Source organism: Microcoleus sp. Pol12B5, assembly GCF_036701335.1.
GTDB lineage: Bacteria > Cyanobacteriota > Cyanobacteriia > Cyanobacteriales > Microcoleaceae > Microcoleus.
The window spans coordinates 36,731-62,778 of sequence record NZ_JAUBQQ010000030.1 but is presented as its reverse complement, the minus strand read 5'-3'; the positions used below and the strand labels follow the sequence as shown (position 1 = coordinate 62,778).

Annotated in this window: 25 protein-coding genes, 1 tRNA gene and 2 pseudogenes; 10 read left to right on the top strand and 18 right to left on the bottom strand. The window is 45.5% G+C overall.

From position 1 onward, the window contains the following. Positions 1-137: 137 nt before the first annotated feature. Positions 138-509, top strand: a pseudogene (locus tag QUA24_RS15165) (transposase); the annotation flags it as partial. A gap of 36 nt (positions 510-545) precedes the next feature. Here QUA24_RS15165 and QUA24_RS15160 read toward each other — a convergent pair. From QUA24_RS15160 to QUA24_RS15115, 10 genes and pseudogenes are all read right to left on the bottom strand, one after another. Then, on the bottom strand, positions 546-722 hold the full coding sequence (locus QUA24_RS15160) for a hypothetical protein (protein WP_333230589.1): 177 nt from the start codon (positions 720-722) through the stop codon (positions 546-548). A gap of 39 nt (positions 723-761) precedes the next feature. Then, positions 762-1,481, bottom strand: coding sequence for a site-specific integrase (locus QUA24_RS27340; protein ID WP_445242617.1), 720 nt, complete (start codon positions 1,479-1,481; stop codon positions 762-764). Between the two features lie 24 nt (positions 1,482-1,505). Then, positions 1,506-1,622 (bottom strand): annotated as a pseudogene (locus QUA24_RS27335) (Arm DNA-binding domain-containing protein); the annotation flags it as partial. 198 nt (positions 1,623-1,820) lie between these two features. Further along, a tRNA-Val gene (locus tag QUA24_RS15145) sits at positions 1,821-1,894 on the bottom strand. Positions 1,895-1,980: 86 nt separating this feature from the next. Then, positions 1,981-4,008, bottom strand: a complete 2,028-nt coding sequence (locus QUA24_RS15140) for a serine/threonine-protein kinase (protein WP_333230588.1) — start codon at positions 4,006-4,008, stop codon at positions 1,981-1,983. 106 nt (positions 4,009-4,114) lie between these two features. Beyond that, positions 4,115-4,561 (bottom strand): SRPBCC family protein, encoded by a 447-nt coding sequence (locus QUA24_RS15135; protein WP_015175311.1) that lies wholly within the window; start codon positions 4,559-4,561, stop codon positions 4,115-4,117. 197 nt (positions 4,562-4,758) lie between these two features. After that, positions 4,759-6,195, bottom strand: coding sequence for a 9,9'-di-cis-zeta-carotene desaturase (gene zds / locus QUA24_RS15130; protein WP_333230587.1), 1,437 nt, complete (start codon positions 6,193-6,195; stop codon positions 4,759-4,761). A 219-nt stretch (positions 6,196-6,414) separates the two neighbouring features. Beyond that, positions 6,415-6,615 (bottom strand): type II toxin-antitoxin system PemK/MazF family toxin, encoded by a 201-nt coding sequence (locus tag QUA24_RS15125; RefSeq protein ID WP_333230586.1) that lies wholly within the window; start codon positions 6,613-6,615, stop codon positions 6,415-6,417. A gap of 4 nt (positions 6,616-6,619) precedes the next feature. Then, on the bottom strand, positions 6,620-6,874 hold the full coding sequence (locus QUA24_RS15120; RefSeq protein ID WP_333212548.1) for a hypothetical protein: 255 nt from the start codon (positions 6,872-6,874) through the stop codon (positions 6,620-6,622). A gap of 136 nt (positions 6,875-7,010) precedes the next feature. Beyond that, positions 7,011-8,666 (bottom strand): DUF6930 domain-containing protein, encoded by a 1,656-nt coding sequence (locus QUA24_RS15115; RefSeq protein ID WP_333230585.1) that lies wholly within the window; start codon positions 8,664-8,666, stop codon positions 7,011-7,013. 245 nt (positions 8,667-8,911) lie between these two features. Between QUA24_RS15115 and QUA24_RS15110 the strand changes: the two genes are divergently transcribed. The 3 genes from QUA24_RS15110 to QUA24_RS15100 all read left to right on the top strand — a co-directional run bounded on the left by QUA24_RS15110 (position 8,912) and on the right by QUA24_RS15100 (position 10,163). After that, the gene (locus QUA24_RS15110) at positions 8,912-9,265 is read left to right on the top strand and encodes a HesB/IscA family protein (protein ID WP_006632680.1); all 354 of its coding nucleotides are present in this window, start codon (positions 8,912-8,914) and stop codon (positions 9,263-9,265) included. 87 nt (positions 9,266-9,352) lie between these two features. Beyond that, positions 9,353-9,769, top strand: a complete 417-nt coding sequence (locus QUA24_RS15105) for a tetratricopeptide repeat protein (RefSeq protein ID WP_333212545.1) — start codon at positions 9,353-9,355, stop codon at positions 9,767-9,769. A 196-nt stretch (positions 9,770-9,965) separates the two neighbouring features. Further along, positions 9,966-10,163 (top strand): hypothetical protein, encoded by a 198-nt coding sequence (locus QUA24_RS15100; RefSeq protein WP_006632682.1) that lies wholly within the window; start codon positions 9,966-9,968, stop codon positions 10,161-10,163. Positions 10,164-10,433: 270 nt separating this feature from the next. Here QUA24_RS15100 and QUA24_RS15095 read toward each other — a convergent pair whose 3' ends face one another. Beyond that, positions 10,434-12,065, bottom strand: a complete 1,632-nt coding sequence (locus QUA24_RS15095; RefSeq protein ID WP_333230584.1) for a DUF3352 domain-containing protein — start codon at positions 12,063-12,065, stop codon at positions 10,434-10,436. A 148-nt stretch (positions 12,066-12,213) separates the two neighbouring features. On the opposite strand from QUA24_RS15095, the gene thyD reads away from it, so the two are divergent. Both thyD and QUA24_RS15085 read left to right on the top strand, forming a co-directional pair. Beyond that, positions 12,214-13,140 carry a thylakoid membrane protein ThyD gene (gene thyD / locus QUA24_RS15090; RefSeq protein WP_333230583.1) on the top strand — a complete coding sequence of 309 codons (927 nt, stop codon included), beginning with the start codon at positions 12,214-12,216 and terminating at the stop codon, positions 13,138-13,140. Between the two features lie 236 nt (positions 13,141-13,376). Next, entirely contained in the window at positions 13,377-14,027 is a 651-nt protein-coding gene (locus QUA24_RS15085; protein ID WP_333230582.1) for a Uma2 family endonuclease, read from the top strand. Between the two features lie 22 nt (positions 14,028-14,049). Here QUA24_RS15085 and QUA24_RS15080 read toward each other — a convergent pair whose 3' ends face one another. Next, positions 14,050-14,994, bottom strand: coding sequence for a glutathione S-transferase family protein (locus QUA24_RS15080; protein ID WP_333230590.1), 945 nt, complete (start codon positions 14,992-14,994; stop codon positions 14,050-14,052). Positions 14,995-15,202: 208 nt separating this feature from the next. Then, the gene (locus tag QUA24_RS15075) at positions 15,203-16,105 is read right to left on the bottom strand and encodes a hypothetical protein (protein ID WP_333230581.1); all 903 of its coding nucleotides are present in this window, start codon (positions 16,103-16,105) and stop codon (positions 15,203-15,205) included. Between the two features lie 331 nt (positions 16,106-16,436). On the opposite strand from QUA24_RS15075, the gene QUA24_RS15070 reads away from it, so the two are divergent. The 4 genes from QUA24_RS15070 to QUA24_RS15055 all read left to right on the top strand — a co-directional run bounded on the left by QUA24_RS15070 (position 16,437) and on the right by QUA24_RS15055 (position 19,840). Continuing rightward, positions 16,437-17,372, top strand: a complete 936-nt coding sequence (locus QUA24_RS15070) for a class I SAM-dependent methyltransferase (RefSeq protein WP_333230580.1) — start codon at positions 16,437-16,439, stop codon at positions 17,370-17,372. Between the two features lie 303 nt (positions 17,373-17,675). After that, on the top strand, positions 17,676-17,999 hold the full coding sequence (locus tag QUA24_RS15065; protein ID WP_333230579.1) for a hypothetical protein: 324 nt from the start codon (positions 17,676-17,678) through the stop codon (positions 17,997-17,999). A 478-nt stretch (positions 18,000-18,477) separates the two neighbouring features. Beyond that, complete coding sequence (locus QUA24_RS15060) at positions 18,478-18,861, top strand: Mth938-like domain-containing protein (RefSeq protein WP_333230578.1); 384 nt, start codon at positions 18,478-18,480, stop codon at positions 18,859-18,861. Positions 18,862-18,937: 76 nt separating this feature from the next. After that, positions 18,938-19,840 carry an alpha/beta fold hydrolase gene (locus QUA24_RS15055; RefSeq protein WP_333230577.1) on the top strand — a complete coding sequence of 301 codons (903 nt, stop codon included), beginning with the start codon at positions 18,938-18,940 and terminating at the stop codon, positions 19,838-19,840. An 85-nt stretch (positions 19,841-19,925) separates the two neighbouring features. Here the strand turns inward: QUA24_RS15055 and QUA24_RS15050 are convergent, their stop codons facing one another. The 5 genes from QUA24_RS15050 to QUA24_RS15030 form a co-directional block, all read right to left on the bottom strand. Continuing rightward, positions 19,926-20,786, bottom strand: coding sequence for a methylated-DNA--[protein]-cysteine S-methyltransferase (locus QUA24_RS15050; RefSeq protein ID WP_333230576.1), 861 nt, complete (start codon positions 20,784-20,786; stop codon positions 19,926-19,928). Positions 20,787-21,067: 281 nt separating this feature from the next. Further along, entirely contained in the window at positions 21,068-21,574 is a 507-nt protein-coding gene (locus tag QUA24_RS15045; protein ID WP_006632696.1) for a MogA/MoaB family molybdenum cofactor biosynthesis protein, read from the bottom strand. Positions 21,575-21,760: 186 nt separating this feature from the next. Then, positions 21,761-22,096, bottom strand: coding sequence for a photosystem II reaction center protein Psb28 (gene psb28 / locus QUA24_RS15040; protein WP_333057059.1), 336 nt, complete (start codon positions 22,094-22,096; stop codon positions 21,761-21,763). Positions 22,097-22,449: 353 nt separating this feature from the next. After that, positions 22,450-23,913 carry a DUF1565 domain-containing protein gene (locus tag QUA24_RS15035; protein WP_333230575.1) on the bottom strand — a complete coding sequence of 488 codons (1,464 nt, stop codon included), beginning with the start codon at positions 23,911-23,913 and terminating at the stop codon, positions 22,450-22,452. 326 nt (positions 23,914-24,239) lie between these two features. Next, complete coding sequence (locus tag QUA24_RS15030) at positions 24,240-25,967, bottom strand: hypothetical protein (protein ID WP_333230574.1); 1,728 nt, start codon at positions 25,965-25,967, stop codon at positions 24,240-24,242. Between the last annotated feature and the right edge of the window lie 81 nt (positions 25,968-26,048).

Here is a 26,048-nt window from a genome sequence, read left to right as displayed (position 1 = left end):
TAGAACAATATTCTTTGGAGGTGGAACAGTTAATGAAGTTAACTCCTTCTAAACGCCGCTTTTATCAACAAGGTATGCGGGCTGTAACCCTTATACAGTCTATTTCGTATACCTCTTTGTGACCCCCCCAGCAAGTGCTAAAACTCTTTTATGAAGAGCTAATCAATGAATGGGTATCAGCAGGTAATCAAGCCTCAAAATTTGCTGAAAAAGGAGCGAAAATAGTGATTATTATTGATAATGCTAGTTTTCATAAGAAAGAAGAGTACCTGAAAATAATTGAAACAGAAATGCCTAACCTTCATTTAGAATTTCTCCCCGAATACAGCCCAGACTATAACTTAATTGAATTAGTATGGCATTCGGCAAAAGAATATATTGCCAATCGACTTTTTACATCTATTGAAGAGCTAGAGTATTTATTGCACCGCCTCTTAAATGAAGGGCAATTAATAATTAAATGGGGTCGCAAAATCAAAAATAAAGGCAATGCTTGTACCACAGTTTAAATGTGCAACAGCTTAATCATCCTGAACATCTGAGTTTTATTCAGAGATATCAGATGGAATTACCACAAAATCAGCATCTGAAACCGGGTTCAAAACCGGGAAAAAATCCGGCAATTGTGGTGAGTTGACCAATCCGGCATAGTTTTCGTACAGAGTGCGAACATTGTGGCCAGTGAGGGATGCGATCGCCACGGGATTCATGCCAGCTTCCAAGCCGTGAGAAATTAGCGTGTGCCTGGTGTTGTAAGGTTTTCAGTAATCAATTCCAAGGGATGCAAGCGTAGGTTTCCAGTAGCGGTTGCAGAAATTTTTGGAGTCGATCGCTCTACCTTCGCTACTGGTGAAAATTAAATTGTCGGGCAGCCTCTCAATTGGTCGCCGATCAAGTAATAGCTGTTGCAGCCTTGGTGTTAGCGGCACCGTGCGCGCCTTATTAGTTTTGGTTGATTTGCGAGAGCCACCATTACTCAAACTTTCTCCGATCCAGATGCGATCGCATTCAGCGGAACAATGTCGCCATTGCAGCGCAGCAGCTTCCCCGGTGCGAAGACCGACGCCAAATTTAAACCCCACATAATCCGCGTAGTTACTGAAGTTTGAGTCAGAACGAAATTTATGAACGATGGCGCTCATTTCTGTAAGCGTGAACGGTTCGGGGCGCTGTTTTGGCGGGACTGAAACCTTAACATCAGCCCAAGGATTTTCGAGAACCAGCTTCTTTTTGTGTGCCCATTCCCAGCAAGCGTTCATCATGATAATCCGTTCGCGTACCGTCACAGGTTCAAGGGAGCGATCGGACAATAACCAATCTCTAAAATTTTCAGCAACACTTTCAGAAACAGAAATTGTTGTTTTGCTTTTGAAAAACACAGAAACGTGTTTCTGAAAGGCAGTATATTTAGCAAAAGTATCAGCCTCAATTTTACGGCGTTTATATTCGACAAATTGGTCAAAAAGCTCAGAAACAGAAATAGATTCTTGTTTCTGGGGCTTGTACTTGGCGAGGGAGGGATCAAAATTACCACTAGCAATGTCTAGCTCGATTTGGCTGGCTTTCATAGAAGCGACCTTACGATTGACGATCGTATCAGGCAAACCAATGTAGAGCCAAAAGCGTTTACCTTCCCACGATCACGCTAACCGTAGCCGATCCTTGAAAACTTCTACATTTACAGAACCTTTGGACATATCGCAGATTTATCGCATTTAATGTCTGGGATTGTCACTTATTGTCACCCCTGATTGAGAATACTATAGCAGCCCATTAGGTTATAGAAAACTCAAAACCCGCTTAGAAAGCGGGTTTTGGGATGGACACAACTGGACTCGAACCAGTGACCCCTACGATGTCAACGTAGTGCTCTAACCAACTGAGCTATGCGTCCTCACGAATTCCTAATGTAGCAGAACATTCGATCGCCTGTCAAGCATAAATATAAGATTTTTTAGACGGACACTCTTGACATCGCCCCTAATGCCCAATCCCCCGCCAAATCCTCACAGTTCGATCGCCCGCACCGCTAGCCAAACTCCCCCCATCAGCACTAAACGCCACCGACAAAACCTCCCCCCCGTGGCCCGTCAGAATTTCCAGCAAACCCCCCGTATCCGCATCCCACAAATAAATCGTGCCATCCCGGCTGCCCGTCGCCAAAACCCGACCATCGGGACTCAACGCCAGACACAAAACATCCCCAGAATTGTCCCTCATACTCCGCAACAGCGTCCCTCGCCCCTGTGCATCCACCCGCCACAGCTTCGCGGTACCGTCCCGACTCCCCGTCGCCAAAATCAATCCTTCTCCTACTCCCCCCCTTACCAAGGAGGGGCTGGGGGGGGTCTGACCGACAAGGGAGTTGGGGGAGTTCGCAGCAAAAACGATCGCCCGCACCCAATCCCCGTGCTCCGCCAAAGTACAAATCGATCGACCCTTTTGCCAATCCCACAACTGCACAGTCTTGTCCCGGCTGCCGCTAGCCAAAAACTCCCCGCCAGAACTAAAAGCCACCGCCTCCACCCCGCCAGCGTGACCAGTCAAAGCCGACATCCGCCTTCCCTTATTCAAATTCCACAACTGCACAGTTTTGTCCCGACTGCCGCTAGCCAAAACCTGACCATCCCGACTAAACGCGACAGCAGAAACCCTGTCAGAATGACCAGCCAAAGCGTACCACCACTTACCCTTATTCAAATCCCAAATATGAATCATTTTGTCCCTGCCACCACTAGCCAAACTCGCGCCATCAGGACTAAACGCCACACAGGTCACCCAGTCAGAATGACCCGTAAGAGTGTACCACCGCTTACCCGCATCCAACTTCCACATCTCAATCGTCTTGTCCTCACTGCCGCTAGCTAAAGTCGCGCCATCAGGACTGAAAGCTACCGACGTAACAGCATTAGAATGCCCTACCAGAGTATGAACACACCTCCAAGTAGGCGCGCGTGCCGGTACAACCCGCTGCATCGGCGGCACAGGTAAAATGGTGCCTGCAACCGTTGGCGGCACTGCATTCTGCACCACCGGCGTCCTCTGCGGCACGGAAATTTTAGGCGCTGGTAGGGGCGATGCCCCCGTGCCCGCCCCCGCCGACTGCTGCGGCTGCAAATCTTTCAATACCTCAGCTACAGATTTGTAGCGCCGACTGAGACTCGATTCGATCATTTTGTCGAGAATGCGACTTAATTTCGGATCAATTGGAACCTTCAAAAAGTCTCGCCAAACCCAAGCATCTTGATTGATATCGAACAAATCAAAAGGAGATATTTGAGTCAGCAAATAAATGCAAGTTACTCCCAAACTATACAAATCACTGGCATAAACCGCTTGACCTCTAATTTGTTCCGGCGCGACGAATTCGGGAGAACCGATGACTGTACCTGTTTCTCTCAAACCCTCCACAACTTTTGCAGCGCCAAAATCAACTAAAACTAATTCCCCGGTTAATGTTGGGTAAGTATAAATTATGGGAGTTTGAGAAATGCGGCGGATAATATTGGGCGGTTTAATATCTCGGTGAATTACACTGCGATCGTGCACGAACTGCAATACTGGCAATAAATCCTTCAGCAGACTGAGAATCTGACTTTGGCTGAAAGGCCCAGTCCGCGCCAACTCTTCCTGTAAATTTTGACCTTCTATAAATTCCTGTACCAAATACTGATAGCGTTCCTGCTGAAAGTGCGCCAGCAGTTCGGGAATTTGCGGGTGTTTCCCCAATTCGTCTAGCCGCACCGCTTCTCGGTTGAATAATTCTGCTGCTTTTTCGCTGCTGCTGGTACCTTGAGATAGCGGGAAAAACTGTTTAATTGCACAGCGGGGTTTTGAGGGTTTGTCTTGGTCTATTGCTAAAAAAGTGCGACCAAAACCGCCGCGCCCCAGGGGTTTGATGGCGCGGTAACGCTCTCTGAGCAACAGTTTGGAGCCGCAATTCAGGCAGAATTGGGTACGATCGGCATTTTGCGGGTTTTGACAGGCGGGGTTTAGGCAATAACTCATAACTAAACCGAGAAGGAATCAGCAGCACATCTCTATGATACTGACGCCAAAGGGCGATCGACTCTCGCGTTACAATTAAAAACCACAGGACTTTAGTCCTCAGAATTTAAGATGTGGCTTTTACTTTCAGAGCATACTCTTTAAACCTTTCCAAGTCAGCCTGAATAGTCGATTCAACCACGCGGCCCAGAAATAGGTTATCCATCAATTTTCCCAGCCAGCCGGGAATTCCGTAAGCCACTGTCAGCTTGACGATACTGCTGTCTTTGCGATCGTAAAATCTTACGGCACCTCTATTTGGCAAACCGTCTACCGATTCCCACTGAATTATCTGATTCGGCACTAATTTGAGAATCCGAGAAAGCCAGCTAAATTCTAACCCGCCAGTTGCGAGTTTCCAGCGAGACAATTCTGGATCTTCTTCGAGAACATGAACAGATTCTATCCACTTCATCCAGCGTGGCATTTGCTCTAAATCTGACCAGAGTTGCCACGCTAATTCGATGGGAATTGCCACTTCTACTTGGACACTGTGTTCTAACCAATCAGTCATGGGATTTTAGATTTTAGATTTTAGATTTTAGATTGTGGATTTTCTCGTTTATTGTCGAATCTAGATCCCCCTAAATCCCCCTTAAGAAGGGGGACTTTGAGAACACTGTTCCTCCCCCACTTATTAAGAGAGACTTTGAGAACACTCTTGTCCCCCCCTTATTAAGGGGGGTTAGGGGGGATCGAGACGACTAATGACTAATGACTGTAAGCTTCGAGAATTGCCTTAGCCGCTTGATGGCCTGAAAGTGTCGCTCCTTCCATACTATCAATGTAGTCTTGCTGAGTGTAACTTCCTGCTAGAAAGAAATTGGCGATCGGAGTTTTTTGAGCTGGGCGGAAAACATCCATTCCCGGTGCTTCGCGATACAAAGATTGAGCGAGCTTCACTACACTGTACCAAGTCATGTTTAATTCCCGCGCTGACGGGAATAAATCCTGAACTTGCTTAAGTACGTGTTGGGCGATCGCCTCATTGCTTTGTTTAATAAACGGATCTCCCGGAGTCAACACCAACTGCAACAGAGAACCTTGTCCTTCCTTATAATAATCCTTGGGACTTGTCAGCGCCAAATCAGCAAAACAGGAAAAATCTGCATCTGCTGAATATAGCAAATTATCGATTCCTACAGCGTGGCTCAACTGCTTGCGCTTGGCTTCGTCTTCTAGTTCCGTTACCCAACCGTCGAACCGCAATTGTACTGTAGCAACTGGCACAGCATCTAATTTATAAATGTTGTCAAATTCTGACCATTTGCGCCAAGCTGGGGGCAATATTTTCTGAATTCCAGGCACATCTAATGCAAAAACATAAGCGTCTGCGGTAATATTTTCTTCTGTTTCGCCGTTAGCTACTACCAAGCCTGTGACGCGGGTTTCTTTGCCTTCTTCAAACTGAATTTCTCGGACTCTGCGCCGCGTGTAAATTTTTGCTCTTTTGCTTTCCAAATATTCCACAATGGGTTTGTGCAAATATTCGTTGGGAGAACCAGCCAGCATCCGCATGACAGAGGCTTCGGTTTTGGAAGCAAAGAATTGAAAGATTGTCAACATACACCGGGCTGAAATATTTTCAGTGTCGATAAAACCCAGTGCGTAGGCGATCGGATTCCACATTCTTTTGAGCGAGTTTTGGTTGCCCCCTTGACTGCGGAACCAGTCAGCGAAGCTAACTTTATCCAAATCGCGGATAGTTTTCATTGCCCCGTCAAAGTCTATCAAACCTCGGACGATCGGGCTAGTTCCCAGGGCGATCGCATTTTGAATTTTGTCTTGTACGGATAGCTGGGATGTAGTAAAAAATGCCTTCAATCCGTGCAAAGGAGCACCCACCGGAAAGCGAAAATCTAAAGAACCGGTTTCGCCGCCTCGATTGATAAAAGTGTGGACGTGTTCTTTGAGGAGCAAATCGTCAAATGCTCCCACTTTTTTCATCAGAGCAAATAAGTTATAATAGCAGCCGAAGAAGACGTGCAAACCCATTTCCACGTGATTGCCGTCGGGATCTACCCAACTGCCGACTTTGCCGCCAACAAAGGGGCGGGATTCAAAAATTTCTACTTCGTGGCCGGCCTCCACTAAATCGACTGCTGTGGTCATTCCAGCCAGTCCCGCACCTGCGATCGCAACCCGCATTTTACCTATCCTTTACAGTATTTTTACAAATTGTAACAAAATTTAGAATATTAGAAATATTATTAAAGTTCGTAAATGCCGATCGACATTTGTATAGCCCTCTGAACTCTTGCTAGGACATCGGCACTAAGTTGACCGTAAGGGCCTTGTTCCAGATAAGTCTTTTGGACAGTAATAATTTGCTCGCAGACAGCCAGCGAGTCAGATTATAACCCTCCTTCACCGTGCCGGAATCAAAACCCGAGTCGGAGTTTCGCCCCCTCTCAAATCGCTAGTAAAAGGGACAATCAGTACAGTACGGCTCAATTCATTCCGGCTATCTATGGAAACGACAGCAACAGGACGCTTTTTGGTATCTCCGATCGTTCGCAAAGCTCTAACAAGATAAACTTCGCCTTGTCGCGGATAAGCTTCTGTCATTGTATCAAAGACCTTCCTCTATTAAAATTTCTTCCATTTGTTCCTGAGCAAATGTTGCCCATTCTTCCTCAAACTCAATATCTTCTTGGCTGCGGTTTTGATAAAACTTCCGCAACTTATCTTCTATTTGCTTAGCGTACCAGAGACGGAGAGCTTGTTCGATAGCCTCCGTCCAATCATCAGTAAGCTGGTCTATTTTCTCCGCGAATTCAGCATCAAGGGCGACTAACACTTCTCGCTTTTGAGTAGAATTTGACATAATCATTTTCCTTTATAATTTAAAACCTAGGGTGCGCTGGGGCGCACCTTACAAATTACTTTTACATATTCTTTCTTCCTTCTTCCTTATTCCTTATTCTTTCTTCCTTCTTCCTTCTTCCTTATTCCTTCTTCCTTCAAAACATCGGCATTAACTGAAGTGGCCCAATTCCCAACTCTTTAGCAGACACCCAGCGCACCTCAAGCAAAGCGATCATATCCTTAAACTGAGGCTGACCGCGAGAAGCACCCATCAACCCTTTAGCAATAATCAAACCGCACCAACCGTTGGTTAATTTACAGCGACGGTCCCACTTCTTGCGAGCTTCCTGATGCACCGGATCGTCTTCATTGAACTCCCCAAACAAATACAACTCTCCATTTTTAGTTTGCAAAATACCCAAGTCGAATTGCTCATCCTGAAAAGGATTTTCGCCCGGATTAAAACCAATTCCCTTCACACCTCCAGCTTCTTTCAAATCCTGAATCATAGTTTTTGCCTTTGGATGAGAAGTTTGAATCATCACCACCGGCAAACCATCTCCGGCGGTATTAATATCAACTTCTGCACCTTGGTGAAACTGGACACTTTGGCGCAGGAAATCTACCGTTTCCCAAGGTACGGCGCCGAGACTCAAAAATGAATTTTGCGGCACCAAATCGTCCCGCAGCAGTGGCTTGTCAAATTCCTCATCATCGTCATCATCGTCATCATCGTCATCACCGAGCATCTGTAATAATTCGTCTGAAACATCCGGCATCGTGGAAACTTTAACGGATACCTGTTGAATTTCTCCGTCAGGCTGCGCCACTGGGATGCGATAGCGGCTGCTAAGAGTGGGAAAAGTGTCTGAACCCAATTTCCGGCGGCCGTTGCGGAAAAAGCGATGAAATGCTTCGAGAGCAACTAACATCGTGAGGGCTTCTTCTTCGTAAAGAATCGATCGCAATCCTTCTAAAGGATGTAGGTTGCCGAAATTTGGTTCAATTTCCGATGGAGGCAAATCGGCTAAATCAATTTCGTCGTCCTCGTCGTCCTCATCAATATCTGCGGCACTTTCAAAGGTAACAAACAAACAGTCTTGCCCTAAAAAAGCCTGTTCTAAATCTTCAAAAGATTCATCATTATTTACGACTCGTTCTCGAAACCGTTTCAAGGATTCTAGAGAACGGTACAGTAAAACTCCGTAATCCATTCTGCCTTGCCCCAATACGGACACGTAGAGGCTGGCGACATCCCACTGATTGATTTCAATAGATATAATTTGGTGTTCGCTCAAAGTCCGCCACGGAGAATCTTGCCAAATTTGAGCAGCTTTTTCCATTAAAACTTCAGCATACTGAGGGGGCAACTCAGGAGGTCTGTTGATGGCGACCTCTTCCATGCCTCGAAATATTTCGTCAATTAAGGGCAATTCCGGCACGTAGTCAATGGAAATGCCTAAATCTTGAAGTACGCCCCGCAGATAAAATTGAATTTCTCGGTTTTTGACTACTATTTTTTGGGGGCGGACTGCGGGAGCCGGACTTTGGGGATGTTCCATTGCCCGTAGCAGGGCTCGGACGATCGCCTCTGGGCCGGCATCTGGGCCTACCATGTCCATAGCCCTCACGACTCCTTCGGAGCCATCGACCCAGAGAATGCACTCGCCACCTGCTTCTAGAACGTCATCGTCATCTAGCATCATGTGCGAGTCAGCATTAGATAAGGGTCGGCGATCGCCCTCCCACACGCTGGGAATTTGAGGTAAGTTTTGTAGCCGACGAAGAGTAGAGCGATTCAGCGCTGCCATAGAGTAAGCCCGTTGGGTGAAGCATTGTTGCGGTGCCGGTAGCCGGTCAACCGCTGCTTCTCAATCATAAACCCTATAGGGGGAGAGGACATCAAGCTGGGGAACGATGCCCCACGCTAATTAAAAATTAGAAGCTAAAAATTCTGCCTTCAGCATCTAACCGAATGCCTTCTGGCGAATGCCTGTACAATGGAGCAATAAGATTAAACTCTTTGCATTAGACAGTCTCAGGAGTTCGGCAAATTATGACTCAAGCCATTTCTGAAAAGCGCGGCATTCAAATGACGGACTCTGCTGTCCGTCAAGTTTTAGCCCTGAGAGAAAAACAAGGTAAAGACCTCTGCTTGCGGGTAGGGGTGCGGCAGGGCGGATGCTCTGGAATGTCCTACGTGATGGATTTCGCAGATCCAAGCACTGTGAAATCCGACGATGAAGTGTTCGACTACGACGGTTTTCAGGTAGTTTGCGATCGCAAAAGCATTCTTTATCTCTACGGTTTGGTTCTCGACTTCAGCGATGCTATGATCGGGGGCGGCTTTCAGTTTACTAACCCCAACGCAACTCAAACTTGCGGTTGTGGCAGTTCTTTTTCTACATAAATCGGAAAAGAGGGCATGGGGCAGAAAGTTGTTAACTGCCCCATGCCCTTTTCCATGCAACATCCCAAATCTAAAATCTAAAATCGAATGACCCCTGAAGAATTGTTTAAAGACGGTTTCGATCGCTACCAAGCTGGCGAAGCCCCGGCTAATCTGATCCCCGTATTTAAAGAAGTGTGCGAAAAAGCTCCCAAAAATGGCAATGCCTGGGCTAGCCTCGCGTGGCTCTATCTGTTGGAAAATAAACCTGCACCGGCTCAAAAGGCAGCGAAAACAGCCGTTAAATTGAACCCTCATGACCCCCAAGCTCGCATCAACCTAGCAGTAGCGATCCTCGATCTCAAAGAAAAAGGAGTGCGCCCCCACGTCGAAGTGGCTCAGCAATTAGTGATGGCTTCGGAAGAGTTGCTCGACGAAGTTAAAAAAAATTTTGAAGAAGGATTAAAGAGAAAACCCGACTGGAAGAGTCTCGCCCGCGTTAAACAGTGGCTTCTGGAGCCGTAACCACGCAAACAAGTCGATTTTTGGGCGGGGATCGAAGAAATCGGCTGTGCGGTTTATTACGACATCGTAATAAATCAATAAATAACTTTATGGAAAACTCAGGAAGTCAGTGCTAGTATTTGAAAACTTAGACGATTGCCAAATCCGCTCAGCGGTTTTCAGATTTTATTAGGATAATACTAGGAGTTGTAAAAACATGAGCACTGACAGCCACGTTAACATCAAACCAGCAACCCGGAACCACAAAGGTTTCTTTATTCAGCCCGCTTCTTACAAGTTGATGAGCATAGATAAATCTGGCTGGGCATTAATTTGCATGGACAAAGCAGTTTGTCACTATGTAGATCCTGATGATTTGCAATTGCCCAATAAATCGGGAATGTCTGAAGGTTAATTCTGAAGTTTTGAGAGACTTTAAGATGCTTTATTTGAGTAGCTGCCCTCCATTGAGGGCAGCATCTTTTTTTTGTCAGAAAAAACTCCGGCCACGAAGTCGTGTACGGGATTTATATCAATTCCGGTTGCACTCCTCCGGAATAGTTGACTGTTGACTGTTGACGGGCCGGTCGAAAAACCGAATGGTTGAGTGTTAACTGTTGACTCGATTTGATTATTCCGATGCAACCGGAAAGGATATTAAGGAATAGAAGGATAGAAGGAAAAATTACCGGTTAGATTTGAAGGCAAAAAGCATCTCCAACTCAGCAGTTGTCGGTTGTGTAGAAGCTGTGGCTACGCTAACTCCTCGGAGAGAATTGAGCAATTCAGCAGCAGGCGGTGAAACTAAATTTGGCTGTACTGCAAGCAAATATTGGTTAGCCCAAGACATGGTTTTTTCCATATCTATGTAAAAGTAACCTTGGTTTGCCCGCGGTAAAGAAGTAGCGATCGCCTGAAAACTTGGACTGCTGCTTAACGGCTGGGGTGGCGTCGAAGTAATCACATCAACTAAAGGCCCGCCGAAAGCTACAAACACAGAATTTTCATTCAGCCAACCGTGCCCGAATAAAGTGCCTTGCTGGGGTATTTGCCACTCCGTAACCTCTTTGCCTTGAACTTGTCTGGGGGCGACACTGACTGTAGGATTGCTTTTGGCGATCGCATCGAGTTTTTTCAGGGTTGCTTCGGCTGCAGGGCGATCGCTAGTTTCAAAAATCATCGCCGCCCCCATGCCCAACTGAGATAAAATGCCTTGATTAGAACCGATCGCCCCAATCGCAAATTCCCCATTCATCCAACCAAAAACCTCTCGATCCGCATCCAAATCCAACCGCTTAAAACTATTCCTCACCTGCTGAACTCCCCTGTCAACTTCCGGGCTATCTTGTGCCTCAGCGGTTGCTTGCGACCAAATTTGATCGATTCCCTTGCCACCGACTAACGCAATGGTTTCGACGGGAAATCTGGGCAACAATTTCGATGCAAATTGTGGATTTTGCTGCACGAATTTAGGGTCTAACTGAGCAATAGTTTTTACCCTCAATCCCTCACTATCCGCCCCAATTCCCGCAACCAAAGACTTCACTTGTTTGAACTGCGAAAACACTGTCCAAGGCAACTGGATATCGGCGGAAAAATTAGCTTTCAATTGCTCAATTGCCGCCGGATAGTCAGCAATATAAACAGTTGCGATCGGATTCTTGACACCAGCACTCTCAGAAAAAAACTTAGTTGTACTCTGCTGCGTAGCCAGGGAGGGTTCTCCTTTAAAAGTATCGATCGCCAATTCCACAGGCTTTTTCAAAGGAGCCATCACTAATTGGTCGTTCAGCAAAGCCAAACTGTAGCGCTTGCCAGTTGGCTCTGCAATTTCAAAAATTTTAACTCCTTTATACTCGGTTTCTTGAGTAGTTGCACCGGGCTGAGATTTTAATTTATTAGCAAAATTCCAAGCGCTAATTTTATTTTTGACGCTCACTACTACCAGCAGTTTTGGAGGCTCTGTATTCGTCACAGCATCAGGGGGCAGCAAAGCGACCATGACCCCCCCTAACCAAGGTTTTAAGTCCCTGTCAAAGTCGATTTGAGTGCCTGCCAAGCTTTGTTCTTGAAAGGTCTTCAAACCCTGACCGACCAACTTTTGAGCCCCTGGCGTGCCAAATCGCTGCAATTGTGACAGCGCTTGGGGATTGGGGGAGATAAACGCGGCCATCATTGCTTCGTCGGGTACAACTTTGGCGCTGTCTTGAGGGTTGGATACTTGTTGGCTCAAACCCTGGAAGTAAAAGTAGACCGCAGCGCTACCTGCTGCGGCGATGGAGGCAGCAATTAGAAGCTTTGATTTTTTTGCAGGCATGGTTTGTGTTCCTCGCGTCCTTTATCAGTTTAATGAAAATACACTTGGCTTGTGGGGAGGCGATCGGGCCTGCTCTCTAGTTTTGTATAATCAAAGACAAGTTTGGACGATCGTCTAAACTGCTAGAACTGTGCATTATTGGTAAAAGATGAAAGTAGCGATCGCGGGAGCAACGGGATTTGTAGGTAGCCGGCTGGTGGAGAAGCTGCAAGCTGCGGGACATCAAGTGGTGGTTTTGAGCAGGGATGCGGCGAAGGCTAGCCGAGTTTTTCCGGCTTCAGCTTATCAGAATTTAGAAGTTGTCGCCTACACTCCTGCGGAGTCTGGTGATTGGCAAAAGTCGATCGCTGGCTGCGATGGTGTTGTCAATTTAGCAGGGGTTCCGATTGCGGAGGAAAGGTGGACGGAGGCGCGCCAGCAGGAAATTCTGGACAGTCGCAAACTGACGACGGCAAAATTGGTCGAGGCGATCGTCAATGCTAATCCTAGACCATCGGTGTTTGTTAGCGCATCGGCGATCGGCTATTACGGAACCAGCGAAACCGCTGAGTTTGACGAAACGAGCCTCGCGGGAAACGATTTTTTAGCAGCAGTTTGCAAAGACTGGGAAGCAGCAGCCCAACCTGCAAAAAATGCGGGAACGCGGCTAGCAATTTTGCGGCTGGGGATAGTTTTGGGAATGGGAGGCGCCTTGGCAAAAATGCTGCCACCTTTTAAACTATTTGCAGGCGGCCCGATTGGGACAGGAAAACAGTGGTTTTCTTGGATTCATCGCGAGGATGTGGTTGATTTAATTTTGTACGCTTTGCAAAATTCGCAAGTTGAAGGCGTTTTGAATGCGACAGCACCAAATCCGGTGCGGATGAATGAATTGTGTCAAACTTTAGGAGAAGTTTTAAAGCGACCTTCTTGGTTGCCGGTGCCAGGTTTTGCTTTAGAAATGCTTTTGGGAGACGGGGCAAAACTTGTTTTGGAAGGGCAGAAAGTGTTGCCAAAACAAACTTTAGCTAGCGGTTTTCAATATCAATATCCGACGCTGAGATTAGCACTCGAAGAGATTTTGTCTGGAAGCTAGGAAGTAGCCGAATCATCGTTGTCCAAGAAACCGGATTTCTTCGATAATTGTGGCATCCTCACGCCGGATTTTGTTAATAAACCCGGTTTCTGAGGGTCCTGCGGGCCTAATCCAAGAAACCGGGTTTCTGCGAGAATGTTGGCATCTTCACGCCCGATTGTGGTAAGAAAGCCTGTCTCTGAGTCCCATGCGATCGCTGTTATCATAAAATCACTTGAGAACAGAAGGGAAGGACAATGCAAACCCAAGAAAAACCAGCAACCGAAAAGCAACCACAAACAGAAAAACGCTACTACACGCCAGAGGAATATCTCGCATTAGAAGAAAGTGCGATCGACAAAAGTGAATACCATGATGGGGAAATCGTACCAATGACAGGCGGAACAACCAACCACAACAAACTTGCACTGAATTTTTCTCGCAAATTCCCCTTGACTGTGAATGGTCAAGATTACGAGACATTTATCAATGATGTGCGCCTGTGGATACCCCAAACTCGCCGCTACGTCTATCCCGATATCATCGTCATTCAAGGAGAACCAGTCTATCAAGGAAGTAACAAAACAATTGTCACAAATCCTCTGCTAATCGTTGAGATTTTATCCAATTCAACCAAAGACTACGATCGAGGTGGTAAATTTCTCGTCTATCGATCAATCCCGGAATTTCGAGAATACATTTTAATTGACCAATACAGCTATCACATTGAACAATTTGCTAAAAATTCTAATGGCAAATGGGTATTAACAGAATATGATTCAGACGAATCGGTATTGACCCTAGAATCCGTAGAATTTCAAATGTCGCTGAGAGAGATTTACGAACGAATTAATTTTGAAGTTGAAGACGAAGAAGTAAACCAGACAAAAAGTGAAATTCAAGAATAAGAGCGAGTCCGCGCCAACTCGTTCAAAAACTGGCTTTCTTTGCGACTTTTTCTCGATCGTGAGCTTTGAGCAAACTCGCCGGATCGGGCCCAGCGGGGATAATGCAGCCGGGATTCAGCGGGAACAAATTGCCGTAATAATCGCGTTTGACAGCCTCCAAATCGCAAGTGCCAGCAACTCCCGGTAACTGGTACAAATCGCGCAGATAAGCTCCCAAATGCTCGTAATCTTGAATGCGGCGCACATTGCATTTGAACAAGCTGTAGTAAACGGCATCAAAACGGAATAGAGTAGTAAAAAGCCGCACGTCTGCTAATGTCACCCGATCGCCACAAAGATAACGACTCCTCAAGAGCGATCGATCGATCTCGTCTAAAACAGCAAACAATTCACTGCAAGCCGAGTCATAAGCAGCTTGAGATTGCGCGAAACCGCAGCGATAAACGCCGTTATTCACCGATTGGTAAATCTTCTCATTCCACTCGTCAATTTGCGATCGCAAATCCAGAGGATAAAGATCCATGTGAGGATTGCTAGCAAACTCGTTAAACTCCGAGTTTAGCATCACAATAATTTCCGAACTCTCGTTATTGACGATCGTCTTTTTCGACTCATCCCACAGCACTGGCACCGTACACCGCCCCTGATAGCCCGGTAAAGCCAACTGGTAAAGTTCGGGCATCGTGTTGCAGCCAAAAGTCTCCGACTCCATCACCCACATTCCCCCTTCAGAGGGATAGACAATCGACACAGATATCGCATCTTCCAGCCCTTTGAGCGCCCTCGTCACCAAAGTGCGGTGCGCCCAAGGGCATCCCGTACCCACGAAGAGGCGATATCGTGCTGTGGCGGGCTGGTAAGGGTTGTCTGCTTCTGTGCTGACAAAATTGCGGAAACTGCTGCTGGGGCGAATGTATGCTCCGGTGCGATCGGGCGGCGCTAGTTTTGACATCATTAATTGCCACATTGATGTCCAGACAAATTTGCCTAGCTTGACTGTTACGGATGAAGGAAGCGATTTGTTTTTCACAATGCGATTAAAAGAGGTTTGCTAAACATAATCAGCTTATTTTAACTCACATTGCGAGGTTTATTCCCTCGATCCCAGGCAGAGCCTGGGAACGCAGATGCTTTGGCTCTGCCTCTATCTGTTCCCTCACCTGGGAACGACTTTTCTAGGATCTGCCAGAGGCTATTTCGCCATAAGCTCGATCGATCACTCGGCGAGCAACCGTCTGAATTCCCGTATGTTCGTAATAATTGGTAGTCATGTCTAAAAACGCCGCCACATAATCCAATTTGTCATCAGTAACATCAACGTATTGCTTGAGATGGCCCAAAACTATGGCGGGAGTTAAGCCGCGAGACTGTACTAAATTGTTCATCCAACCTTGCGCTGAGGCGAAAGTTGATGTCACAAACCCGAACTTTTGTGAATTATTTGCGCCGGGAATTAGGTTGCTGATATTTTGGAATGTTGAGTTTTGCTGCAAGGTTGAAGGATTCAATCCGCCTATGGTATTTTGTGCTACTCTAATGAAGTCCGGGCCAAGGGGAATTAAACCGTCAGCACACACTAAAGCAGCCATCCGCATTAGAGATTCGCCTTTGTAATGAGATAAATAATTACCAAAGCTTCCCACATTGTCAAGGGAAATATTGTTAAGTTTGCAGTAGGCTATTAGCTCGATCGCCACTTTGACACACAAGTCGATCGTTTGAGTTGTGTCAGCTTTGGGAGTGAGGCGGTTGAAAAAGGAAAGAAAGCCGATGTTTTCGCCAATTTTACTGGCCATAGCCGTTGCACCTAACGCACTGTCGGCGCTGTCTGCTAACTGGTAAAGCCTGACTACGCCTTGATATGGCTCATTGGGGTTAGCGTAAAGCTCGATCGCGCGATCGCGAATTTTTTCAACTAATTTGCGCTTGGTTTCCCCAGTCACCGCTTGAATAGTATTCTCAAAACCCGTTAGATTATTCCACTCCCCCGGAACCACAAAATCGAGGGATTTGAGCATCATCACAGTGACGCCACCAGACGGCAAATTGTCAACCAATTCCACAATAGATTTGCTCATCAAAAACTCCTGAATAGCCCGATTTAAAGTGTTCTTCCAAATACTCCAACTTCGGCAAATCCGATTCCAGATTCCAGATGAATTCCCCAGAAGGAAGTAGGTAAGCACAAATAAATATTATACCACCCGATCCACTTTTGCCCTACTCTGATCTTTCCTCTCTTCTCTAACTCTGCGTTCTCAGCGCCCTCTGCGGTTCATTAAAAAAAGTCTTTTTCACCAAACATTTGCATTTCACTCGCCAGCATAAAGTTAACTTTCATTATATTAACCGACTCAAAATCGCCTAAGCGTGTTAAAATAAGTGGCGCAAAATAGAAAAACATAAAACATGACGGTTGCAGTTAACAAAACTCCGGGATTAGCCTCGCGCTTAGTAAATGGCGTCCTTTCCATCAAGCCTTTGGCTAATCTAGCCAAGCACCAAGCACGGGAAATGATGATAAAAAGAGGAGAAAAAATCGGAGTGCATTGGCGACAAGAATCCCAAGCACTTTTGTCCCGGAATTGGGATGCAGAATTGCTCAGCGTTCAAAATCCCGATCTTGTTTACCCGAAATATTATCTAACATCATTCCACGCTTATGAAAAAGGTAATATGAGTTGGGAAGCTGCTACAGAAGTTGAAGTTGCCGCCCGTACAGTTCACGCCACTATTTGGCCGGAAGCAGGTGCAGAAGGCGATGCAAAACTCCGCGCCAGCTATCACGAAGTCATCAAATTTCAGATTGCTTCTTCGCCGCGAGATATTGTTGATTTAGGATGTAGTGTGGGAATGAGTACCTTTGCCCTTGGGGAGGTTTACCCGGAAGCGAAGATGACAGGGGTGGAGTTGTCTCCTTATTTTTTAGCAGTGGCTAAATACCGTTCCCAACAGCGAGAATCTGAATCTTTAAATCAAAAATCTCCGACTTGGGTGCACGCCGCTGCTGAATCTACTGGTTTGCCTGCGGCTGCTTTTGATTTAGTTTCTATGTGTTTAGTTTGTCACGAATTGCCACAGAAAGCTACGAGAGAAATTTTTCGGGAAGCGAGGCGTTTGCTACGTGTTGGCGGACATTTGACAATTATGGATATGAATCCTCAGTCGGAAGTGTATGCCAAAATGCCTCCTTATATTTTGACTTTGCTCAAGAGTACGGAGCCTTATTTGGATCAGTATTTTGGGTTGGATATTGAGCAAGCTTTGGTAGATTCCGGTTTTGCCCAGCCGACAATCACTTGTAATACAGTCCGACACCGCACTATTGTTGCTGAGGCAATATAGCGGTTTTCAGTATAGTGAAGTACAGATATCGGGTAGGACACGGCAGTGCCGTGTCTAAAGCTGTATTTATTTAATTCGATTGAAAACTGCTATAAATGGTAAAGTTGCAGAGATATTATTCAATCCTTGGGGCGGTGGGTGAGTGTAAATAATCTAATCTGTGGATTGTCAAATTTCTGCCCTCGCACCCCCTACCGATAAATAATGGCGATGCTACCGGATTTGATATTAGACAGCCGTAGAAGCTATTCACAGCGCCATTTGTTAGACATTTTGATAGAACCCTAAAAGAAGGACATGAGCATGAACCCGACCGACCCATCTCCAAACGTCATCGATTGTTTGCAGGTTATCTTGGATGCGACAGCATCGAAAAATTACGAGCTTTTTACTACAGTCGGTGATGCAGGCTACAAAGCGAACATTACACAAAAAATGTTTGACGATGTTAGCGAGCAGCTTGCTTCCCGCCTGCAAAAGGGATACTCAATTAATTATTTTGGTGAAATAAAACAAGGTAATTTTCCGATTTATTTGTGGAAGCTGAGTTTTGAAGATGGTGGAGATGAATTTGTGGCACACATGACTATGAATGGAGACAAAGTTGCTGGGATTTTCATCGAATAACCTATCTTGGTGATAGTGATTCCGGTTGCACGAATGAGATGATTGTTGAATGTTGAGTAAAATTAGGATTTCCTGAAAACTGACTGTTGGGATATTTGAACAATACTGATGCAACCGGAAACAATATGATTAGAAAGCTAACGAAACACACTATTTTTAGTGTAGATTGACCTTGACCATGAAATTTATTTTCGGTCTATCGACATAGGGTAGAAACCGGGTTTCTGAGCGTAAGTCACACCAGAACTATGAATGGACAAAACATCTGTTGGTATAAATGTTTGCACCCATATCTCGAAAGTGGCGAGAGGAATGCTTAACTCAAGGACTTGATGTTTGTAAACGAGCCTTGATTTACTGAATAGGGATACTTTCAGTTAAACTAAAGTTAATGGGGCATCTCAATTTAGCGGTTGGGTGCTCCTATCTACATTAGTTAAATGTCTTTTGTTTATCTTTTTTATAAATACACAATATTATGAGCAATTGTCATCAAAGCCTGATTACTCATATCTCTTGGGGACGTATTAAAGTAACCACTGACGGCCAAACTTGTCAATTCAAAGATTGTAAAGTATGGCCTGGAGGTTCTAAGGAATGGGATTGGAGACTCACAGGTACTCGTCACCAACCAGGTATTCAACCTGCTGATATCAAAGAAATTTTAGAGCAAGGTATAGAATTTATGGTTTTGACACGTGGTATGGAACTCATGCTACATACCTGTCCCGAAACTGAAGAACTGCTGCATCAAAGAGGTATTGAGTATTATATTGGGTCTACCAAATTGGCTGTAGACATTTTCAACAATTTAATGCAACAAGGTAAGAATGTCGGGGGAATATTTCACTCAACCTGCTAACGCGGTACCGATGCAGCCAGGAAATTATATCGAACATTCGCTGAAAATAATCTTCAAGAACTAGGTAACAAAATAGATGAAAGCCAAAAAGCATCTTTTTATCAAGTTAGCTTCTGGTATCTCAGCATTTCTAGTGGTTGGCTATTTCGGCATCTCCGCTTATGCAGGACATACTCTTTCAAAGCCAAACAGATGCTTTGATCCTCTTAAAGCATCTGTTTTTGCTGTTCCTCCTGAAAATGTAAGATTTCGTGCACCTGATGGCGTGGAGATTGCTGGTTGGTTTATTCCAGAAAAAGCGACAGATAAGGTATTAATTTTAGTGCATGGATTGAATTCCAGTCGGACTTGTGAGCTTGCTGGAAAGTTTGCCGAGTTTGGTTCAGCTATGAATCAAAAAGGCTTTTCGATACTTATGATCGATCTGCGAGGACATGGGCAAAGTGCTGATTCTCGTTTCACCTTTGGAATTACAGAAAGGCGAGATGTTATTGCAGCAGTGGATTGGCTTAAAATCAGGGGCTTTAAGCCAAAAAAGATTGGGGTTTTAGGTTTTTCAATGGGTTCTGCTACTGTACTTGGAGCAGCAGCAGATGACTCTGACATCGGAGCAGTGGTCACTGACAGTGGTTACGCAGAGGTTTATCCAATTATTCAGAAGCATTGGCAGTCAGCTTCAGGATTACCTGGGATATTTCTTCTTTCTACCATGATGTTTGGACATTTGTTGACTGGATATGATCTAACTTCTTCTAAGCCAGTGCAGGAGATAGGTCGTATTTCCCCTAGACCAGTTTTGATTATTCACAGTGCGATCGATCCTTATACTCCTATAGAAAACTCCCGTCAACTCAGAGAAGCATATCCTGGGGCCGAATATTGGGAAACCAATGCCAAGAAACATCCAGAAAGCTACAATACGAACCCAAAGATGTACGTTGACAAAGTTGCTGATTTCTACAATCGGAGTCTCAAGTAGGGCTGCATAATCGGGTCAAGAAGCCTATTTAGGCTTTCCCTACCGGGCGGTTCATAATTGCCGCGCAAACAAACCAAAAGGATAATCAATCGCAAATTGTATGACTAGCTTCCCAACCTAACATGACTGTTTTACGCTCTACTCCCCAGCCATAGCCACCGAGTTCTCCAGATTCTCGAATGACTCGGTGACACGGAATTAGATAGCCGATCGCATTTTTACCGATCGCATTTCCTACAGCTCTAGCAGCAGTTGGGCGTGCTACCATTTGAGCTATAGTCTGATACGTTGCGATCGCCCCAAATGGCAATTGCAAAAGTGCTCGCCAAACTTGAATCTGAAAGTTAGTGCCTTTTACCAAGAGCGTTAGTGATTTTTGCTCGCTGAGAGTTTCTGAAGTGAAAATCAGGTCACGCAATGATTGAGTGGCTTGCTCATCACGAATGATTTCAGCTTTTTTCCAGGTCAATTGCAGTCTTTGTTCGGCGGTTTGTTCGTCTGTTGTCTCCAAGAAATAAAGATTACAAATACCACGGGCAGTTGTCGCGATTAGAGATGTGCCAAAGGGGGTATCATGAATACCATAGCGAATTTGTAAACCTGCTCCGCCTGCTTTGAATTCCCCTGGTGACATTGCTTCTAAGTTCACAAATAAATCGTGTAATCGTCCGGGACTTGATAGCCTCACGTCCAATGTTAAGTCGAGAAGGCTTTTAGTCTGAGTGATTTTTGCCTTGGCATATTCAACTGTCAGATATTGCAAAAACCGCTTGGGGCTAATGCCGGCCCATTGAGTAAATAGCCGTTGAAAATGATATTCACTCAGTCCTATGTGCTGGGCCACAGTTGCCAGATTGGGCTGGTTTAGGTGGTGTTGTCGCATAAAGGCGATCGCCCGAGCAATCCGGTGATAATCTTCGCTAGCATAGACACTGGCATTCTGCATCGAAATAATCTAGTCTAAGTCAGGGGAATTTTGATGTTTCCTCACTTTAGCCATATACTAGGCTCAAAGCCACCCGTTTCTTGCGGTGAATGCAGTCAGTCGATTTTAGATTTTAGATTTTAGATTTTAGATTTTAGATTGAAGAGATTGAAGAAAGCGACCTCACCGATCAAACCGGGGCTTGCGATGAGGATTCAAAGCTTTTTTCTCACTCCACGGATGCCTCGGACGATTTGTAACCAAATTGCTTGATTGTCAATAAATTAACCGAACTTTCGCTCTCATCCTCCGCGCAACTGCGTCACCAAGTGAACTAATTCCGGTAAAATCAGCTTTTCCACAGCTAGTTTCACGCCATTGCTAGAGCCCGGAAGAGAAAAGACTAACTTGCCTTGATAGACGCCTGCAACTGCGCGAGAGGCGATCGCCCTCGAACCAATTTCTTGATAGCTCAAGAACCGAAATATTTCCCCAAATCCTGGTAAAATCCTGTCAAGCAAACTCTCCATCACATCATAGGTCGTATCTCGGGGAGCGATGCCCGTGCCGCCGTTAAAAATGATTGCATCTACATCTTCACGCTGGGAAAAAGCCTGCATTTGCAATACAATTTTGGCTGCATCATCTTTAACAACAGTGTAAGCTACCACAGAGTGACCCGCATCTTTTAGCAGCTTCTTAGTTAACAAGCCGCTATTGTCTGTTTCCGCCGAGCGGGTGTCGCTAACAGTAATGATAGCGCAGTTTACGGTTATTTTAGATAAGTCGGGGTGAGGAATTTGCGTCATATAACAGATGTTGAAGGAAGAAGGAAGAAACAAGCAGGAAGAGGGAAGAGGGAAGAGGGAAAAGCGAAGAAGTCATTAGTTAGTTGTTATTTCTTCGTTGTTAGTTATTCATTATCAAATAACTAACAACCAATAACTAATGCCCCATACCCCATGCCCCATACCCCATGCCCTATTCCCCATCAATTATGCCTTGCTAAATCCTAAGCCGTTTGATTCGGAGTAGCGTTCCATAAAACGCATAAATCGATCCCATTCTTCGGGACTTCTCATTAGATAAAGAGCTTCCAAACCAGCAGGCTGACCGTTGATAAACTTAGCCTTAACCTCGCGAGTGAGGAGTTCGCCTTCTTCGTCGATCATGTACATTCCAGTAATGTCTTCGGTACTGGTGCTGCTGAGAGCTTTGGGATTTTCAAAGATAAACGTGGCCGTGCCTTGAGCTCCCGTTTTAGAACGGGTTAGGCGCACTTCGGGCACAGCATCTTCGTCTATACCCCGAGAAAATTGAATTTTAGCCATAATTTGACAGTCGAACCTTAAGGATTGCTTACTTAATTTCTTAATGTTTAATCATAAAACGATTCGGGTACTCGCAAATCAAGACTTGGCAGAGTGGGAGTGGGTGAGAGTGGGTGAGAGTGAGTGAGAGTAGGGGAGAGTGAGGGAATCGGAGACAAGGGGGAGGGGAGATGGGATAACTTGGGGTACAAAGAACTCACATCTTGCACCATTCTCGCTTAACAGGGTTTCCGGCCTGTTCCACAAAGAGTAGATTTTCTTGTGGGGTGGGCAGGAGATCCCGCCCTGAAAGGATTATTGAGAATGGTGCAATATCTCAGAAGAACCAACCTCTCTCTTGTGTCCCAATTCCCTTAGACGATGTAGGGAGAGTTAATTGGCTCGGTTCGCTTTGTGGCTACCAGAGTTTGGTAGATGAGGGCGGATATCTCGCCACGGGTGATGTCGTGGGCTGGGGAAAGCTTTTCGCGGGCGGGATAGTTGACCACGATTTTGCGCTCTGTGGCGGTTGCTATCTCGTCGGTGGCAAAACTGGGAATCTGAGCTCGATCGACATAAACGCTCAAAGAATTGGGGTTGCCGCCGCCCAACTGCAAGCCGTTTACCAAAGATACGATCGCCTGAACTCTAGTCAAATTCTGCTCCGGGCGAAACGTGCTGTCTGGATATCCAGCCAAAAAGCCAGCTCGATTAGCTTGGTCGATCGCTCCCTTGGCCCAAAAATCGGCCGCCACATCCTTAAAAACCGTCGCATCACGGCGCGGCACCAATTCAAACGCCTTCGCCAACATAGCCGCATACTGAGCTCTAGTTACAATCTCGTAAGGTTGAAAAGTGCCATTGGGAAACCCGCTAACAATATTCATCTTTGCCAAGCGATCAATAAAATCCTTAGCCCAATGCGTGCTAATGTCGCTAAACTGTAGCTTGCCAGGAGTCGGAGTTGGCGTCACATTGCCCAAATCAAATAAACCTTTCATCCGCGAAGAATTGAGCTGATTTCCCACCGTAGAAATCTTAACCCCAGTCGCGTTTTGCAAATCTAATTCACCGTTATTCTGAAAAATATTGCCACCCAAATCTTGAGCAGTACCAATATCTGGCAGCGACTTCCCCACCGCAGTCAAACCGTCTTGGGTATTTTTTTCAATGCGATTATTGCGTAAAATCGGCTGAGATTCCCCCGCTAAAACTATACCGGAGCGATTTTCCAAAATTTGGTTATCAGCAATCAAAGGAGCCGACTTAGCTTCCAGAGAAATGCCAAAATCCATCTTTTGAAAAATATTGCGCCGTATTACTCCCTTAGCAGTTCCCGCCATCATCACCCCAGCCGCAGAGTTTGCCACAAATACGTTGTCGAGAATCGCAGGATTAGCGATTCCCGTGGCAAAAATGCCTTCGCGCTTGCATTGAGTGAAAGTGCAGTTAGCTACGGTCGGAGAAGTTGACTCAATCCAGACTCCCGTGCCACGACTATCGAGATTGGTTACAGTTACTCCGCGCAACTCCGAATTAGTTGCTAGCAGTATCGTGATATTTTGGCTTGCAGCGGTGGGACTGACAAATTTGCCACTGCCTTGAATCAGAATGCCTTTACCTTTGTTAGCTTCATTGCCAATAAGTTTTACTCCCGAAGAAATTTCCAAGGGGAATTTTTCGCCACTAACAGCGCTGTAAGTTCCCGCTGCTAACTGAATCGTAGTTCCCGATGCAGCGCGGGCGATGATTGCACGGGCTATAGTTTTGAATGGAGCCGATTGGGTGCCGGCTGCGGAATCACTGCCTATTTGCGGGTTGACGTAAAGTGTTGCCATGTTTTTGTTAAAGAGATAATTGGCGATCGAGCTTTTGTGCAATTTTCATTGTCTGCGAACTTGACCCCGGATCTATATTCACCTGTGATTGCGGAGATTATTTAATTGCACCATATCCGCAACATTACCTCTCAGGAGTGGCAACCGCAGGGGGATTGCCCCTACAAGTCACTAAATTACTAATTTTAGGGCCGGAAACCGGGTTTTGTGCCTCCGGTTCAACCTAAAAATCAAGAGTTTTAGTTAAGAAAAGCCATTTTTTTTCGTTTTACGTCAGCGGATGGTAAGGCATTTATTTCTGGGTGTAAGCCGTCTTAACTCCCAGCCTATTTCACAATACAAGACGCCTCCAAAACCACTAGAATTTCATTCTGAAAAACCGCACAACTTGTCATTGCTGAAGCTAAGGCGGGAATTTTTCCTTGTTTGAGAGACAGCCTCGCCTCCGGTGTAGAATCAAATTGATTTAGCCAGCCATCATCCTTTATATACTCAAGAGTGAAAGCATTGCGATCGAGCATCCAAAAATCAACTCCATATTGATTAATAAAATTTTGCAATACAGCTCGATTGGGAGTGTATTGAGCGCGAATTAACTCGTTAATTCGCTGTTGATATTTGCTGTAGTAGCCTTTCTGATAAGGCACTGCATATTCCTTGGCCACCAGAACAGAACGCTGACTAAATGTTGGCAAGTGATCAGTCTCTCCCGCTATTGAAGCAATCAAGATATCTTTAGGTTGTTGCTCAAAAAATTTGTACAAACCCGATATTTTACCTTCTACATACCCGACGGTAGGAAATTTTTCGGTCAAGCAGGGATAAAGGACAACGGCGATAGCGATAATCGCTGTCGTAATTAGTGCAACTAGGTTTTTTACATCAAATGTTGTTGTGGTTTTTGAAGCCCAAAGACCGACTCCATCGATAATTAAAGTTAGGGCGATGGCAGTTATTAAAACAACAATAAATCGCAAGCTATAGGCTGTATAGCGACCGGGTTGATATAGCTTGAAAATGGTGGCGTGAGCCGCAAAAAACATCGCAGAGGATGCTAAAAATAGCTGAAGCAAAAGCCAGATTTTGCTTTGAATCTGATTTGCTAAGGGAAAAGCCGATCGCAAAAACAGCAGTAGCGGAAATAACAATCCGACACAGTGAGTTACAGGCGTAAACAGCGACTTGGGAAACATCCCGCTGCCCCGCCCTGTCAACCAATAATCTTTGGGGTTGGGACGAAAAAAAGCATTTCTGCCGTCTGGTGCAAATTCGGCCATTTGCTTCGCTTCTGCTGCGGTATAAGTTGGGCCAAATTCAGAGTGATCTAAGGCATAGGGCAGCATTACTAAAAAGATTACTCCCAAACCTGTAGTGCAAAATAGGTAATTTGTTCGATCGCCCGACAAGCGCAAACCGCCGTTTTTCCAGCATAGCAGGCGCAAAACTAAAATTCCAGCAGCAACCAAGGCGTAAGGAGGATAGAATAGTCCGATGAGGGCGATCGCTCCTAAACAAGGCAGCAACGAACTGCGGGACAAATAATATAAAAAAGCCAGAAATATCGGATATATAAAAGCTCTTGGCGTTGTGGAAGCCAAATCATCGGTCATCCACATATGCTGATTTAGCAGCAAAGATGCAATAAATCCAGTCATCGGGACTGGCAGCATTTCTAGGCAAAGCCCGAAACAGTAATAAGTGGAGATTAAGCCGAGAAATAGCGGCAATATTTTGTGAAATAATAGCGGGTGAATGCCAACTGTTGCTGCTAATTTGTAGAGCGTGCTGTATCCTGCGGGGGCGACAGATTGAAAGTAATTAGCAATGAAATCGTTGGGGAATAATTCAGGATCGACAAACCGCATCATCCAGAAAACGTGCTGCCTCGCATCGTCTTGCACCATATACTCGGCACTGAAGACTTGCTTGAGTCCTAAAATAGCATAAAGTGCAGCAAAAGTCAAGCTCAAAGTCAACCAAAATATTGTGTGCGATCGGGAAGTGCGATCGACTGTAGCAGTTAGAAATTTGTGCAACCGAGCTATTAATACCATTTGAGATTTGAGATTTGAGATTAAAGAATCAGGAATGACTGATTCTCAAACCTAAGATTATATCATGGCCGGTCAATTACC